This window comes from Agilicoccus flavus (genome assembly GCF_014857905.1).
Lineage (GTDB): Bacteria > Actinomycetota > Actinomycetes > Actinomycetales > Dermatophilaceae > Agilicoccus > Agilicoccus flavus.
Genome location: NZ_JACYXE010000011.1, coordinates 117,604 through 130,029, shown reverse-complemented (window position 1 = coordinate 130,029; position 12,426 = coordinate 117,604). Strand labels below are relative to the sequence as shown.

Sequence of the window (12,426 nt, the reverse complement as noted above, 5' to 3'; positions counted from 1 at the left end):
GAGTCCGTCCGTGTCGCCGCTTCGCCTGTTCCGTTCCGTCGCGATCGCGGAGGCGGTGACGTGGTTCCTGCTGCTGACCGGCATGTTCCTCAAGTACGTCACCCAGACGACGGATCTCGGGGTGCGCGTGTTCGGCATGGTGCACGGGGTCGTCTTCATCGCGTACTGCCTGACCACGATCGTCGTCGCGATCGACGGGCGCTGGAGCGCCGGCCGCACGCTCCTCGGGCTGGCCGCGGCGATCCCCCCGTTTGCGACCATCCCCTTCGACCGGTGGGCCGAGCGTCGCGGAGCCCTCGCCGCGACGTGGCGCCTGCGCTCGCGGGAGGCGGCACGCGGTGGCCTCGAGCGGGTCGTCGCCGCCGGCCTGGCGCGTCCCGGCGCGGCGCTGCTCACCGGCGTCGTCGCCGTCCTCGCCCTCACGGGGGTCGCGCTCCTCGTCGGCCCGCCCGCCGCGAACCACTGACGGGTGTAGGCGGGTCGAGGACGCCGAGCTGCGTCCGGGCGACGAAGGCGCGGTCCTGGGCGGGCCCGCAGCCGTTCGACCGCAGCAACGGCGACGTCGACCCCACCCGGTCGTCACGCCCCGCGAACGGCGGCCGCGCGCTCGTCCGGTCCGGGGGCCGCAGTGCCGAGGGTGATCGCGGCGGTCGGCCGACACTCCCCCGAGTCGCCGCGCGGCGTCGCCCGCGAGACCGTCAACGGGGCAACGTGACCGGTCGTCGCGCCGACGACGAGCCCGGCTGCGGCCGGGGCGCGAGTCGTGCGACCGTCGGGCGCGCGCAGCTTCTGGGCCCCTGACGGTCTCGGGCGGGCGTGCCCCGTCGTCGACAGCGGCCCGCGTGGCGGTCCGACCCGACCGGCGTCGGGCTCACGACCTCTGCGCCAGGGTGGTGACGCGGCGCGGTCAGCGCCGGGTGGCGCCCCGGTCCGCGCAGGCCGCGCGCAGCTCGGCGTCGACGGCCTCGACCGGGTCGCCGAGGGCGGTGATCTCGTCGCGCAGCCGGGCGGCGCCCCGGGCGAAGCGGTCCGAGCCGACGACCCGGCCCACCCCGCGGGCGATCCGCCGAGGCGACGGTCGACCCGTGCGCAGGTCGAGGCCGACCCCCGCCCACGCGACCCGCGCCGCGACCTCCGGCTTGTCCTCGCCCTCCCCCGCGACGACGAGCGGCACCCCGTGCGCGAGAGCCCGCTGCACGCCGCCGAACCCGCCGTTGGTGACGACGACGTCGGTGTGCGGCAGCAGGGCGTCGTACGGCACGAACTCGGCCACCCGCACGTTCGCCGGCAACCCGCCCGGCAGGTGCGCGAGCAGGTCCCCCACCGGCCGACGCCCGGTCGAGACGACGACGAGGGCGTCGGCGCCCGCCAGGCCGCGGACGGCGGGCACGAGCAACTTCGTCGGGTCGCGGGTGTCGAGGGTGCCCTGGGTGACGTGGACGACGCGCCGCGCGCTCGTCACCTCCGGCCACCAGTCCGGCAGCTCCACCGTCGGCTCGTCGTACCGCAGCGGCCCGACGAAGCGGACGAGGTCGGGCCGGTCGCGGCGCGGGTACTCCAGCCCCGCCGGGGCGAGGTGGAACGCGCGGTCGGTGGCGAGGAGCTGGTCGAAGTAGTTGGCGGTCCCGGGCGCGACACCGAAGGGCGCGAGCGCCGCGTCCATCGCCTCCTGGACCGGGCGGAGGGGCCCGTGCCGCAGCAGCCAATCGATCTGCCGGTTCCGCATCCGCGTGAAGGCCGAGTCGCCGGGCTGCAGGCCGGACCCGAAGTGGGCGCAGTCGACGCTGCGCACCGACAGCGGCGTCGCCGACACGGCCATGACGGGGACCCGCTGCGCCCGCGGCCGGCGGGCCAGCGGCAGCACCCCGAGGAACGAGCCGTCCGCGAGCACGGCGTCGACCGGCTCGTCGGCGAGCTCCGCGTCGAGGGCCGCGTGCTGCTCCCCGAGGGTCTCCACGAACAAGCCGATGATGTCGCGGCGCGCGGCGGCCAGGCGGGTGCGCGCGGGGCGCCGCGCGCGGTCGTGGCGGGCGGCGAGGAACGCCCCCAGGTCCCGGTCGTCGTAGTCGATCTCCGCCGGGAGCGGGCGGAAGGTGAGCCCGCAGTCGCGCACCACCTGGGCGTACCGCGCGCCGGTGAGGACGGTGACGTCGTGGCCGCGCCGCGCGAGGCCGGCCCCGAGCGTCACCGTCGGGAGCACGTGGCCGAACAGCGGCGGGGTCGGGGCGAGGAGGCGCATCACCACGCATCATTCCCGGTCGGCCGGTGCGGTGCTTCGGCGGGCGAGCGGAACCGGTGCCAGGAAGGCGAAGGCCACGGCCGCGAGCGCGAGGATCGGCACCCCGGCCGCGAGAATGGGCAGGAAGGCGCGCGAGTAGTCGTCGGCCGCCGGCCGACCGGTCCCGACGAGAACGGCGACCCGCGACGCGAACACCGTTCCCACGAGGGCGGTCCCGATCGTCACCCCCACCTCGCGGGCGAACCCGTAGGCCGCGGTGGCGGTCCCGACCTGGTCCGCGGGGGCGTCGGCCTGCACGGCGAGCAGCAGGACGTCCCAGGTCACGCCGATGCCGAGGCCGACGAGCGCGAGCCCCGCCGCGACGCGCGGCATCCCGGCATCGGGCGGCGCGGTCGACAGGACGAGCAGGCCCGCCGCGGCGAATCCCGCGCCCAGCAGGGGCAGCCTCCGGTACCGCCCGGTCACCCGGACGACGCCCGCGGCGGCGAGCGTGCCCACCCCGAGGCCGCCCATGAGGACGAGCATCCACCGCCCGGCCGCGGACGGCGACAGCCCGAGCGCGTACTGCAGGTAGGCGGGCACGTACGCGACGACCCCGAAGAAGACGACGGCGAGCACGAGCCCGCCGCCCATCGCCAGGCGCACGTTCCGCCGGCGCCACCACGCCCGGGGTGCGCCCGGTGCGCCACGCGCGTCGTCCGTGCTCGCCCGGGCCGGCGCGCCGGGCGCCAGCACGGCGAGCACGACGGCCAGCCCCGCGAGCGCGATCGGGACGTTCAGCCAGAACGCCCAGCGCCACCCGGGCCCCTCGGCCAGCCACCCGCCGAGGGGTGGCCCCGCGACGGAGGACATCGCGAACACGGCGCCGACGGCCGCGAGGTAGGGCGCCCGCGAGCGCTCGGGCACGACGTCCGCGACGCACGCCTGCACGAGCACGAGGAGGCCGCCCCCGCCGAGGCCCTGCACGAACCGCGTCGCGACGAGCGCGGCCACGGTCGGGGCGAGCGCCGCGCCGATCGAGCCGGCGAGGAAGACCGCCAGCGCCCCCACGAGCGCGCGGCGTCGGCCGAAGCGATCGCCGATCCGGCCGTGGACCGGCATCGCGAGCGTCGCCGCGAGCACGTACGACGTGGCCACCCAGGCGAGGGCCTGACCCGCCGCGTCCCCGGCGAGGTCGTCGACGATCGTGGGCAGCGCGGTCGCGACGATGCTCTGGTCGAGGGCCGCCGCGAGCAGCGCGAGGCCGAGACCGGCCGCGAGCGCGATCCCGCGCAGACGGCTCATCGGTCCCGGCCTCGTGGCACGCGTGGCGTCGCTTGCGGCGCCGACCTCAGAGGTCGACGACCTCGTTGTCACCCTCGATACGGCTGCCCGTCGCCTTGGCCTTGACGAAGTTCGCGACCTGGGTGACGGCCCCGCCGGGGGTGTCCCAGTACTCCGCGGTGTCCGCGACGACGTGGATGAGGATGTTGTTCGGGTTCTCGGGCCCGCCCTGCATCCACGCGTCGGTGAACGAGTCCCAGTACTCGCGGAGGCGGTCGACGTCGTCGACGACCTCCGCCGTGCCGGCCACCGACACCCAGGTGCCCTTGCCCGAGTAGGCGACGTTGACCTTCGGGTTGACGCGCAGGTCCGCGACCTTCGCGGAGTTGCGCTCGGCGATGAACCACACGTCGCCGCCGAAGTCGACGTCCTGCGTGGCCATCGGCTGCGCGACGAGCCGGCCCGTGCCGTCGACGTGCGTGAGCATCGCGACCTTCTGGCCCTTGATGAGCTCGGTGACCTTCGCGGCCCCGTCCTTGTCCGTCATGCGTCACTCCTGACGTGATCGGCCCGCGTGGCCGGGCGCCCGTCGCCGGGGCACGCCGGCCGGCCCGGGCCGGTGGCTGAGGCGCACGCGGGAAGCGTGCGACGACGATCCTTCGACCGTCGTAGGAAGACCTACCCGGTACCCCGCGCCCTCATGCCGGGATCGCGCACATCGGGGCCGCCCCCGTCGAGCGGGGTCGACGAGCAGGGCCGTCGCATGCTCGGGCCGGTCGGGGCGGGGGACGCCGGCCGGTGAGAACCGCTCAGTCCCGCGGCGGTTCGGGCAACGACCCGGCGCTCGCCACGCGGGCGGCCTCGGTGAGGTCGGCCATGACGCGGGCGGCGATGTCGAGCTCCTCGGCGGTGTACCCGGTCAGGGTCTCCTGCTGGGCGTCGAGGAGCGGGCGGAACATCGTGCGGCTCGTGCGGCGGGCCAACGGCGTCAGGTCGACGACGACGCGCCGTCCGTCGGTCTCGTGCCGGTCGCGACGGAGGTGGTGCGCCCGCTCGAGGCGGTCGAGCATGGCGGAGATCGCGGCGGCCGACAGGTGGGCGCGCCGGGCCAGCTCCCCGGGCGTGACGGTCTCACCGGCGCGCTCCGCGGCGGTGAGGGAGCCGATGGCGGCCACGTCGGAGCGGTGCAGGCCGAGGCGGCGCGCGACGGCGTCGACGTAATTCTGCGTCTCGACCGACAGGGCGCGGACGCGCTCGATGACGGGATGACCCACCGCGGCCGAGGTCTTGCTCGGGGTCCCCATTTGCCAACCTTGTCGTTCGATGGTCGAATGATGCCGACTGCGCCGGGCGGCCGCAGTCCTTCGTCGATGGTGACACCGTCGCCCTCGATCGGGGAAGGAATCACGGGTGGCGACGACAGTGCTGTGGCTCCGTCGAGACCTCCGCTTGCACGATCATCCCGCACTTCACGCCGCCCACGAAGCCGCCACCGGCGGGGACGTCCTTCCCCTCTTCGTTCTCGACCCCACGCTGCTCGCGAGCGCGGGCCGCGCCCGGCTCGCCTCGCTGCGCTGGGCCCTCGTCCAGGCGCACGAGGAGTACGACGGCTCGCTCGTCGTGCGCAGCGGCGATCCGGCCACCGTCGTGCCCCGGGTCGTGCAAGAGGCCGGGGCGAGCAGCGTGCACGTCAGCGGCGAGTCGACCCCCTACGGCCGGCTCCGCGGGCGCCGCGTCCATGATGCCCTGGGCGACGTGCCCATGCACGCCGCCGGCACCCCGTACGCCGTCTCCCCCGGTCAGGTCCGCACGACGAGCGGCTCACCGTATCAGGTGTTCACCCCGTTCTCCCGGGCGTGGCGCGACCACGGCTGGCCTGCCCCGGAGAGCGCTCCGGCAGGCCTGCGCTTCTGCCGCCGCGTCGACTCCGAGGGCCTGGACGCGCTGCCGGAGATCGACGACGCGCCCGGGCAGGACGTGCCGGCGCTCACCCGGTGGCGCGAGTTCCTCGACGAGGACCTCGCCACGTACGGCTCCGAGCGCGACCGGGCCGACCTCGACGTCACGTCCCGCATGTCGGAGCACCTCAAGTACGGCACGATCCACCCGCGCACGATGCTCGCCGACATCGCCGCCCACGAGGCCGGCGCGAGCACGTCGGCCCAGAAGTTCGTCACCGAGCTCGCGTGGCGCGAATTCTACGCCGACGTCGTCTGGCACCACCCGAGGTCGGCGTGGCACGACTACCGCGACACCCTCGCCCAGCTGCGCTACGACGACCCGGAGACCGACGGCGCGGCCCGCGAGGCGCTCGAGGCGTGGTGCACGGGCACGACGGGCTACCCCTTCGTCGACGCCGGGATGCGCCAGCTCCTCACCCGGGGCTGGGTGCACAACCGGGTGCGGATGGTCGTCGCGTCCTTCCTCACCAAGGACCTGCACATCTGGTGGCCGCACGGCGCGCGCCACTTCCTCGACCACCTGCGCGACGGCGATCTCGCCTCGAACAACCACGGCTGGCAATGGGTCGCCGGCACCGGCACCGACGCCTCGCCGTACTTCCGCGTGTTCAACCCCGTGACGCAGGGGCACAAGTTCGACCCGGACGGCGACTACGTCCGCACCTACGTCCCCGAGCTGGCGCACGTCCGCGGGAAGGCGGTCCACGAGCCCTGGACCGCGGACGGCGCCTACGATCACGGGTATCCCCGACCCATCGTCGATCACGCCGAGGAGCGTCGCGAGACGCTCGCCCGGTACGAGGCCGCCACGGCATGACCGCACCCGCCCCCCGCCCCGACATCGCCCGGACCGACCCGCAGCCCACCGCGGACACCGACATCACCGGCGCCACCCACCTCGCCGGCACCACGGCAGTTTCCGGCACCGACGACGACGTCGTCCTCCTCGACGAGGACGGCACCGCCATCGGGCGCGCACCGCGCCTGGCCGTGCACGGCTCCGACACCCCCTTGCACCTCGCGTTCTCGATCCACCTCTTCGACGACGAGGGGCGGGTGCTCATCACGCGCCGCGCCCTGAGCAAGAAGACGTGGCCGGGCGTGTGGACGAACTCCTGCTGCGGGCACCCCCGCCCGAACGAGGACCCGGTCGTCGCGGTCCGTCGGCGGGTGCGTGAGGAGCTGGGGCTCGACGTGCAGGACGTGACCCCGGTCGTCCCCGACTTCCGCTACCGGGCGGTGGACGCGAGCGGCGTCGTCGAGAACGAGGTGTGCCCGGTCTACGTGGGCACCGCGCGCGGCCCGGTGCGGGCCGACCCGGCCGAGGTCGTCGAGCACTCCTGGATCCCCTGGGCCGACTACGCCCGGGCCGTCGCCGCGACGCCGGCCGTGTTCAGCCCGTGGTCCGTCCTGCAGGTGCCGCACGTCGACGCCCGCCTCGTGGCCACCCCCCTCGGCGCCCGCCTGCGCGCCGTCCACCCCAACGAGGTGCCGCGATGAGCCCGACGCACCGGACCGGGCCCGCCCGGGGCGACCGATCCGGCCGAGGGCGCCCGGTCGTCGTCGTGGGCGCCGGCCTCGCCGGCCTGTCCGCCGCCTGCCACCTGCGCGCCCAGGGCCGCGAGGTCGTCGTCGTCGAGCGCGAGGACGGCCCCGGCGGCCGGAACGGCGTCCTCGTCCGAGACGGGTTCACCTTCGACACCGGCCCGACCGTGCTGACCATGGTCGACCTCATCGACGAGGCGATGCGGGCCGTCGGCACCCGCGTGCACGACGAGCTCGACCTCACGCTGCTCGACCCCGCCTACCGCGGCCGGTTCGCGGACGGATCGACCCTGCACGTCCGGCACGGCCACGAGGCGATGCGCGCCGAGATCGCGGCCCAGAGCGGCAGCCTCGACGCCGCCGCCTTCGACGAGTTCGTCGTCTGGCTGCGCAAGCTGTACATCGCCGAGATGCCGCACTTCATCGACGCGAACTTCGACTCCCCGATCGACCTGCTGCGCAGTCCGCGGGCGGCGGCGGAGCTCCTGCGGCTCGGGGGCTTCGGCCGGCTGGGGCCCGCCATCGCGCGGCGGTTCCGCGACGAACGGCTGCACCGCCTCTTCTCGTTCCAGGCCATGTACGCCGGATTGGCGCCGAACGACGCGCTCGCGATCTACGCGGTCATCACGTACATGGACTCCATCGAGGGGGTCTGGTTCCCGGCAGGCGGCATGCGCGCCGTGCCGGCCGCGATGGCGGCCGCGGCCGAACGGGCCGGGGTCGAGTTCCGCTACGGGCAGGGCGTGTCGCGGCTGACGACCGCCGCGTCGGGCGAGGTCACCGGCGTCGAGCTCGAGGGCGGGGAGCGGATCGAGGCCGCCTCGGTCGTCCTCACCCCCGACCTGCCCGTGGCCTACGAACGGCTGCTGCCCGACCTCACCCCGCCGCGCGGCGTCGCGGGCGTCCGCGGCGGCGACTACTCGCCGTCGGCCGTCGTCTGGCACCTCGGGGTCCGCGGCGAGCTGCCGCCGCAGGCGGCCCACCACAACATCCACTTCGGAGCGGAGTGGGAGGGCGCCTTCGACGACCTGCTGAAGCGGGGCACGCTCATGAGCGACCCGTCGCGGCTCGTCACCGCGCACTCGCTGCACGACACGGAGGCGGCGCCCGACGGGTGCTCGACGCTGTACGTGCTCGAGCCGGTGCCGAACCTCGCCGTCGGCCGCATCGACTGGGCCGCGGAGGAGCCGCGGATGAAGGAGCGGCTCTTGGGGTTCCTCGACGCCGAGGGCTACCCGACCGACGTCGTCACCGACGAGTTCGTCGGGCCCGTGCAGTGGGAGGCGCAGGGCATGGCGGCAGGCACGCCGTTCGCCCTCGCGCACACGTTCGCGCAGACGGGCCCGTTCCGGCCGCCCAACGTCGAGAAGCGGCGGCCCGGCGTGTTCTTCGCGGGCTCGGGCACCGTGCCGGGCGTCGGCGTCCCGATGGTGCTGATCTCCGGAAAGCTGGCCGCCGCGCGGGTCGCGGCGTACGACGCGTGAGGAGCGTGCGATGAGTCTGCGGGTTCTCCCCGGGACGCGACCGGGCCGCGCCGAGGCGACGCCGACGAGTTCCCTCCAGGGCGCCGCCGGCGAGCGGGTGGCCTCCGAGCGGCTGCGCGTGGGGTACGAGCGGTGCGCGGACATCACCCGGGCCCACGGCACGACGTACTGGTGGGGCACGCAGCTCCTCGCGCCGGCGCAGCGCCGGGACGTCTACGCCGTGTACGCGCTGTGCCGCCTCGCCGACGACATCGTCGACGAACCCGAGAAGGTCGGTCTGCTCGACGGGACGCACGTGTTGACGCCGGGGTCGGACGGGGACGCGATCGCCGCCCGCGACGCGGCCCACGACGACGGACCCGGCCTCGACGGCTACGACCTCGACCCGCGGCTGCTCGCGTCGGTGCGCGGCGTCGGTCCGAAGCAGCGGCTCGAGGCGTTCGAGGCGTGGTTCCGCGACTCCCTGGCCGCGGGCCCGGGGCGCGTGGACGACCCGATCATGGCGGCGATCGTCGACACGATCACGCGCCGCGACATCCCCCTCGACTGCTTCGACCGGTTCTTCGGCGCGATGCGCCTCGACCTCACGCGCGACTCATGGGCGAGCTGGGCCGAGCTGCGCGACGGTTACATGGAGGGGTCGGCGGCCGTCATCGGCGAGATGATGCTGCCGGTCCTCGAGCCGGCCGACCGCGAGGCGGCCCGCGGCCCGGCGCGGGCCCTCGGGCTCGCGTTCCAGCTGACGAACTTCCTCCGCGACGTGGGCGAGGACCTCGATCGCGGCCGGGTCTACCTGCCCGCCGACGAGCTCGCCGCGTACGGCGCCGACCCGTGGTCGCGGGAGGTGACCCCGGCGTGGCGCGCGTTCCTCGCGGCGCAGATCGCCCGCAACCGGGAGCTGTACGAACAGGCGCGCCCGGGCATCGACCTCCTGCCGGGTGCGTCCGGGCGATGCGTCGCCGTCGCGCACCGGATGTACTCCGAGATCCTCACCCGCATCGAGCGGGCCGACTACGACGTCTTCTCGCAGCGGCAGCGGGTCTCGCGGGCCGACAAGGCCATCGTTGTCGCCGACGTGCTCGCCCGCGGGGCGGGGACGGCCCCGGCGTTCGACCCCGACGTGCGAGAGGAGCGCGGCGGGTCCCGCCTCGCGCGGGTGCTCGCCCGCCCCGACATCCCGATCAAGCGGATGCCGCAGCCCGACGAGGCGCACCTGCGCACGACGTGGCGGCAGGCGAGCGTGCCGCGGATCGCGAAGGCCCTGCGCCGCGCCCAGCAGCGCGACCCGGGCGGGTGGCACGTCGTCGGCGCGTCGACCGACGTGGGGGCGACGTCGGTCGTGCGCACCGTTCTCGGGCGCGAGGTCGTGCTCTGGCGGGGAGCCGACGGGCGCTTCGTGGCCGGGCCCGGCGAGTGCCCGCACATGGGCGCGAGCCTGCACGGGTGCACCGTCGTCGGTTCGAGCCTGTTGTGCCGGTGGCACGGGCTCGCCCTGAACGCCGACGGGGACCGGCTGTGGTCCCCCTACCCGGCGCTCGACGACGGGGTGCTGCTGTGGGTGCGGCTGCCCACCCCGGGCGAGGAGCCCGCCGACGCGCCCACCCTCACCGCTCGCCCGCCGGCCGCGGCGTCGATCGCGTCGGTGATCGCCGTCCCCGGGCGCTGCGAGCCGGCCGACATCATCGCCAACCGCCTCGACCCGTGGCACGGCGCGTGGTTCCACCCGTACGCGTTCAGCCACCTCGTCGTCGACGAGGAGGCGAGTACCGACGACCGGCTCGTCACCGACGTGACCTTCCGCCTCGACAAGACGTGGGGCGTGCCGGTGACGGCGGAGTTCACGTGCCCGGACGCCCGCACGATCGCGATGCACATCACGAAGGGCGAGGGCGCCGGCAGCGTCGTCGAGACCCACGCGACGCCGTTCGGGGTGGACTGCGACGGGCGGCCGCTGACGATGATGGTCGAGGCGACGGTGGCCCACTCCCCCCGGCCCGGTTTCGCCCTCGCACGGCGGCTCGCGCCGATCGTCCGGCCCCTCATGGAACGCACCCAGCGACAGCTGTGGGTCGACGACCTCGAGTACGCCGAGCGCCGGCACCTCGTGCGTGCGCGCCGGATCGAGCGGCGCGCCGAGCGCACGGAACGGCCCGACCGCCTCGGCGACGAGGGCGGCGGGCCGTGGTGAGCCCTCGGGCGAGGGTCTGCATCGCCGGCGCCGGCCTGGCCGGAGCGACCCTCGCCTGCGCGCTCGACGAGCGCTGGGACGTCACGCTCGTCGACCCCTCCGCCGGACCCGGCGACACGAGCGGGTACCGCATCCACCTGACGACTCCCGCGGTGGACGTGCTGTCCGCGACGCTGCCCCCGCGGCTGTGGCGGGAGCTCCGCGGGGCCGGCGAGGACGAGCGTGCCCTGCGGACGTTCGCGGTCCTCGACGCGCGGCTGCGGGCGCGGATCGTCCTGCCCGTCGACGACGGGCCCGCGCTGCTCGTCGCGCGGCCGAGGCTGCGGGAGGTCCTCGCGCAGGAGGCGGGAGCGGTGCGGTGGGGCACCCGGGTGACCGCCTGGGCCGCCGACGGCGACGGCGTGACCGTGTCGTTCTCCGACGGGCGCAGCGACCGGTTCGACCTGCTCGTGGCCGCCGACGGGACGGGCTCGAGCGTGGCGCGGCCGCTGCGGGGCGGTGCGACGTGCCGCCCCGTGGACGTCGTCGCCATCGCGGGCACGGCGGGCGTCGACGTCGACGCCGTCGCCGGCTGGGGCGGCCCTCGCGCCGCGTCGCCGCTGCTCACGGGGCCGGCGTTCGCGCTGGGTCCCGACGGCCTCGGCGCGTTCCTCACCCTCGACCGCAGCCGGCCCGATCGCCCGGAACTGCTGTGGAGCATCGCGGCCGCCCCGCGCCATTTCGGCGCCGACCTGCGCGGGGCCACCGGCGCCGAGCTGCGCACCGAGGCCGTGCGCCGGCTGCGGGGGTGGGCCGCCCCGTTGCGCGACCTCGTCGCGGCCTCCGACCCGGACGGGGTGGCGAGCTTCCCGTTCTGGGCGCCGAGCGAGGACTGGGTGCGCTCGGCCGGTCGGGTCGCGGTGCTCGGGGACGCGGTGCACCCGATGCCCGCGACGGGCGGCGTGGGCGGTAGCACGGCCATCCGAGACGCCGGCGGCCTCGCCCGGGCCCTGCGGGAGACGGAGTCGCTGCCCGAGGCCGTGCCCGAGGCGGTCGAGCGCGCGTACGCCGAGATGCTCGGCTACGCGCCCGCCGCCGTCGCGGAGTCGTTGGCTCCGTTGACGTGGCAGCGCCGCCTGCGGGGCCGGGTCCCCACCGCCGCGACCCTGGGGGCCGTGTCGCTCGCCGGCCGGGCCGCGGCGCTGCTGCGCCGATCGTAGGAACGGGTCAGCGGACAGGATCCGTCCGCTGGGCCGGGCACAGTAAGCGCGTCCACCGCCGATCCGCCCCGGAGGTTCCCGTGCCCGACTTCACCGGCTCCCGTCTCGATCACCTCAACATCGTCGTCTCCGATATGGAACGCGCGCTCGCGTTCTACGCACCCGCCCTGGAGTCAATCGGCATCGTCAGCCTCATGGACGTCCCGCCCGGCGCGACCGGTCCCGACGGCCCGTGGATGCACGGCTTCGGGTGGGAGCACAAGCCGTTCTTCTGGCTCGTGCAGGGCCGCCCGTCCGACCCGCCCCCGCATGTCGCGTTCACCGTGCCCACGCGGGACGACGTCCGCGCCTTCCACGAGGCGGCGCTCGCCGCCGGAGCCACGTCGCGCGACGCCCCCGCCGTGCGCGCCGAGTACCACCCCACCTACTACGGCGCGTTCGTGAACGACCCCGACGGCGTCAACGTGGAGGCCGTCTGCCACGCGCCCGAGTGATGCCGTCGCCCCTCGACAGGTCACGACGACCTCGGCCCGCGCAGCCCTCAGCG

At 75.5% G+C, this 12,426-nt stretch carries 11 protein-coding genes; 7 read left to right on the top strand and 4 right to left on the bottom strand.

Annotated features, from left to right (window positions below):
• The first annotated feature begins 10 nt into the window (after positions 1–10).
• Positions 11–466, top strand: a complete 456-nt coding sequence (locus tag ICW24_RS16155; protein ID WP_226346750.1) for a DUF3817 domain-containing protein — start codon at positions 11–13, stop codon at positions 464–466.
• A 441-nt stretch (positions 467–907) separates the two neighbouring features.
• On the opposite strand, the gene ICW24_RS16150 is transcribed toward ICW24_RS16155, so the two are convergent.
• The 4 genes from ICW24_RS16150 to ICW24_RS16135 form a co-directional block, all read right to left on the bottom strand.
• Positions 908–2,239, bottom strand: a complete 1,332-nt coding sequence (locus ICW24_RS16150) for a glycosyltransferase (protein WP_226346783.1) — start codon at positions 2,237–2,239, stop codon at positions 908–910.
• 9 nt (positions 2,240–2,248) lie between these two features.
• Positions 2,249–3,523: an MFS transporter gene (locus ICW24_RS16145; RefSeq protein ID WP_226346749.1), complete on the bottom strand. Its 1,275-nt coding sequence runs from the start codon at positions 3,521–3,523 to the stop codon at positions 2,249–2,251.
• A 46-nt stretch (positions 3,524–3,569) separates the two neighbouring features.
• On the bottom strand, positions 3,570–4,049 hold the full coding sequence (locus ICW24_RS16140) for a pyridoxamine 5'-phosphate oxidase family protein (protein WP_226346748.1): 480 nt from the start codon (positions 4,047–4,049) through the stop codon (positions 3,570–3,572).
• Positions 4,050–4,311: 262 nt separating this feature from the next.
• Positions 4,312–4,806 carry a MarR family winged helix-turn-helix transcriptional regulator gene (locus ICW24_RS16135; RefSeq protein ID WP_226346747.1) on the bottom strand — a complete coding sequence of 165 codons (495 nt, stop codon included), beginning with the start codon at positions 4,804–4,806 and terminating at the stop codon, positions 4,312–4,314.
• A gap of 106 nt (positions 4,807–4,912) precedes the next feature.
• Here ICW24_RS16135 and ICW24_RS16130 point away from each other — a divergent pair, with 106 nt between their 5' ends.
• From ICW24_RS16130 to ICW24_RS16105, 6 genes are all read left to right on the top strand, one after another.
• Positions 4,913–6,280: a cryptochrome/photolyase family protein gene (locus ICW24_RS16130; protein ID WP_226346746.1), complete on the top strand. Its 1,368-nt coding sequence runs from the start codon at positions 4,913–4,915 to the stop codon at positions 6,278–6,280.
• Positions 6,277–6,963: an isopentenyl-diphosphate Delta-isomerase gene (idi, locus tag ICW24_RS16125; RefSeq protein ID WP_264176699.1), complete on the top strand. Its 687-nt coding sequence runs from the start codon at positions 6,277–6,279 to the stop codon at positions 6,961–6,963. The genes ICW24_RS16130 and idi overlap by 4 nt, the downstream gene beginning before the upstream one ends.
• A complete protein-coding gene (crtI, locus tag ICW24_RS16120; protein WP_226346745.1) occupies positions 6,960–8,492 on the top strand; it encodes a phytoene desaturase family protein in 1,533 nt (510 codons plus the stop codon). Before idi ends, crtI begins: the two co-directional genes overlap by 4 nt.
• A gap of 10 nt (positions 8,493–8,502) precedes the next feature.
• Complete coding sequence (locus ICW24_RS16115) at positions 8,503–10,680, top strand: DUF5914 domain-containing protein (protein ID WP_226346744.1); 2,178 nt, start codon at positions 8,503–8,505, stop codon at positions 10,678–10,680.
• On the top strand, positions 10,674–11,879 hold the full coding sequence (locus ICW24_RS19790) for an FAD-dependent oxidoreductase (protein ID WP_226346743.1): 1,206 nt from the start codon (positions 10,674–10,676) through the stop codon (positions 11,877–11,879). The genes ICW24_RS16115 and ICW24_RS19790 overlap by 7 nt, the downstream gene beginning before the upstream one ends.
• 80 nt (positions 11,880–11,959) lie before the next feature.
• Positions 11,960–12,373 (top strand): VOC family protein, encoded by a 414-nt coding sequence (locus ICW24_RS16105; protein WP_226346742.1) that lies wholly within the window; start codon positions 11,960–11,962, stop codon positions 12,371–12,373.
• The last annotated feature ends 53 nt before the right edge of the window (positions 12,374–12,426 follow it).

Excerpts from the sequence above, each read along its gene's own strand:
- ICW24_RS16150 (WP_226346783.1), bottom strand. The coding sequence starts at position 2,239 with ATGCGCCTCCTCGCCCCGACCCCGCCGCTGTTCGGCCACGTGCTCCCG.
- ICW24_RS16145 (WP_226346749.1), bottom strand. The coding sequence starts at position 3,523 with ATGAGCCGTCTGCGCGGGATCGCGCTCGCGGCCGGTCTCGGCCTCGCG.
- ICW24_RS16140 (WP_226346748.1), bottom strand. The coding sequence starts at position 4,049 with ATGACGGACAAGGACGGGGCCGCGAAGGTCACCGAGCTCATCAAGGGC.
- ICW24_RS16135 (WP_226346747.1), bottom strand. The coding sequence starts at position 4,806 with ATGGGGACCCCGAGCAAGACCTCGGCCGCGGTGGGTCATCCCGTCATC.
- idi (WP_264176699.1), top strand. The coding sequence starts at position 6,277 with ATGACCGCACCCGCCCCCCGCCCCGACATCGCCCGGACCGACCCGCAG.
- crtI (WP_226346745.1), top strand. The coding sequence starts at position 6,960 with ATGAGCCCGACGCACCGGACCGGGCCCGCCCGGGGCGACCGATCCGGC.
- ICW24_RS16115 (WP_226346744.1), top strand. The coding sequence starts at position 8,503 with ATGAGTCTGCGGGTTCTCCCCGGGACGCGACCGGGCCGCGCCGAGGCG.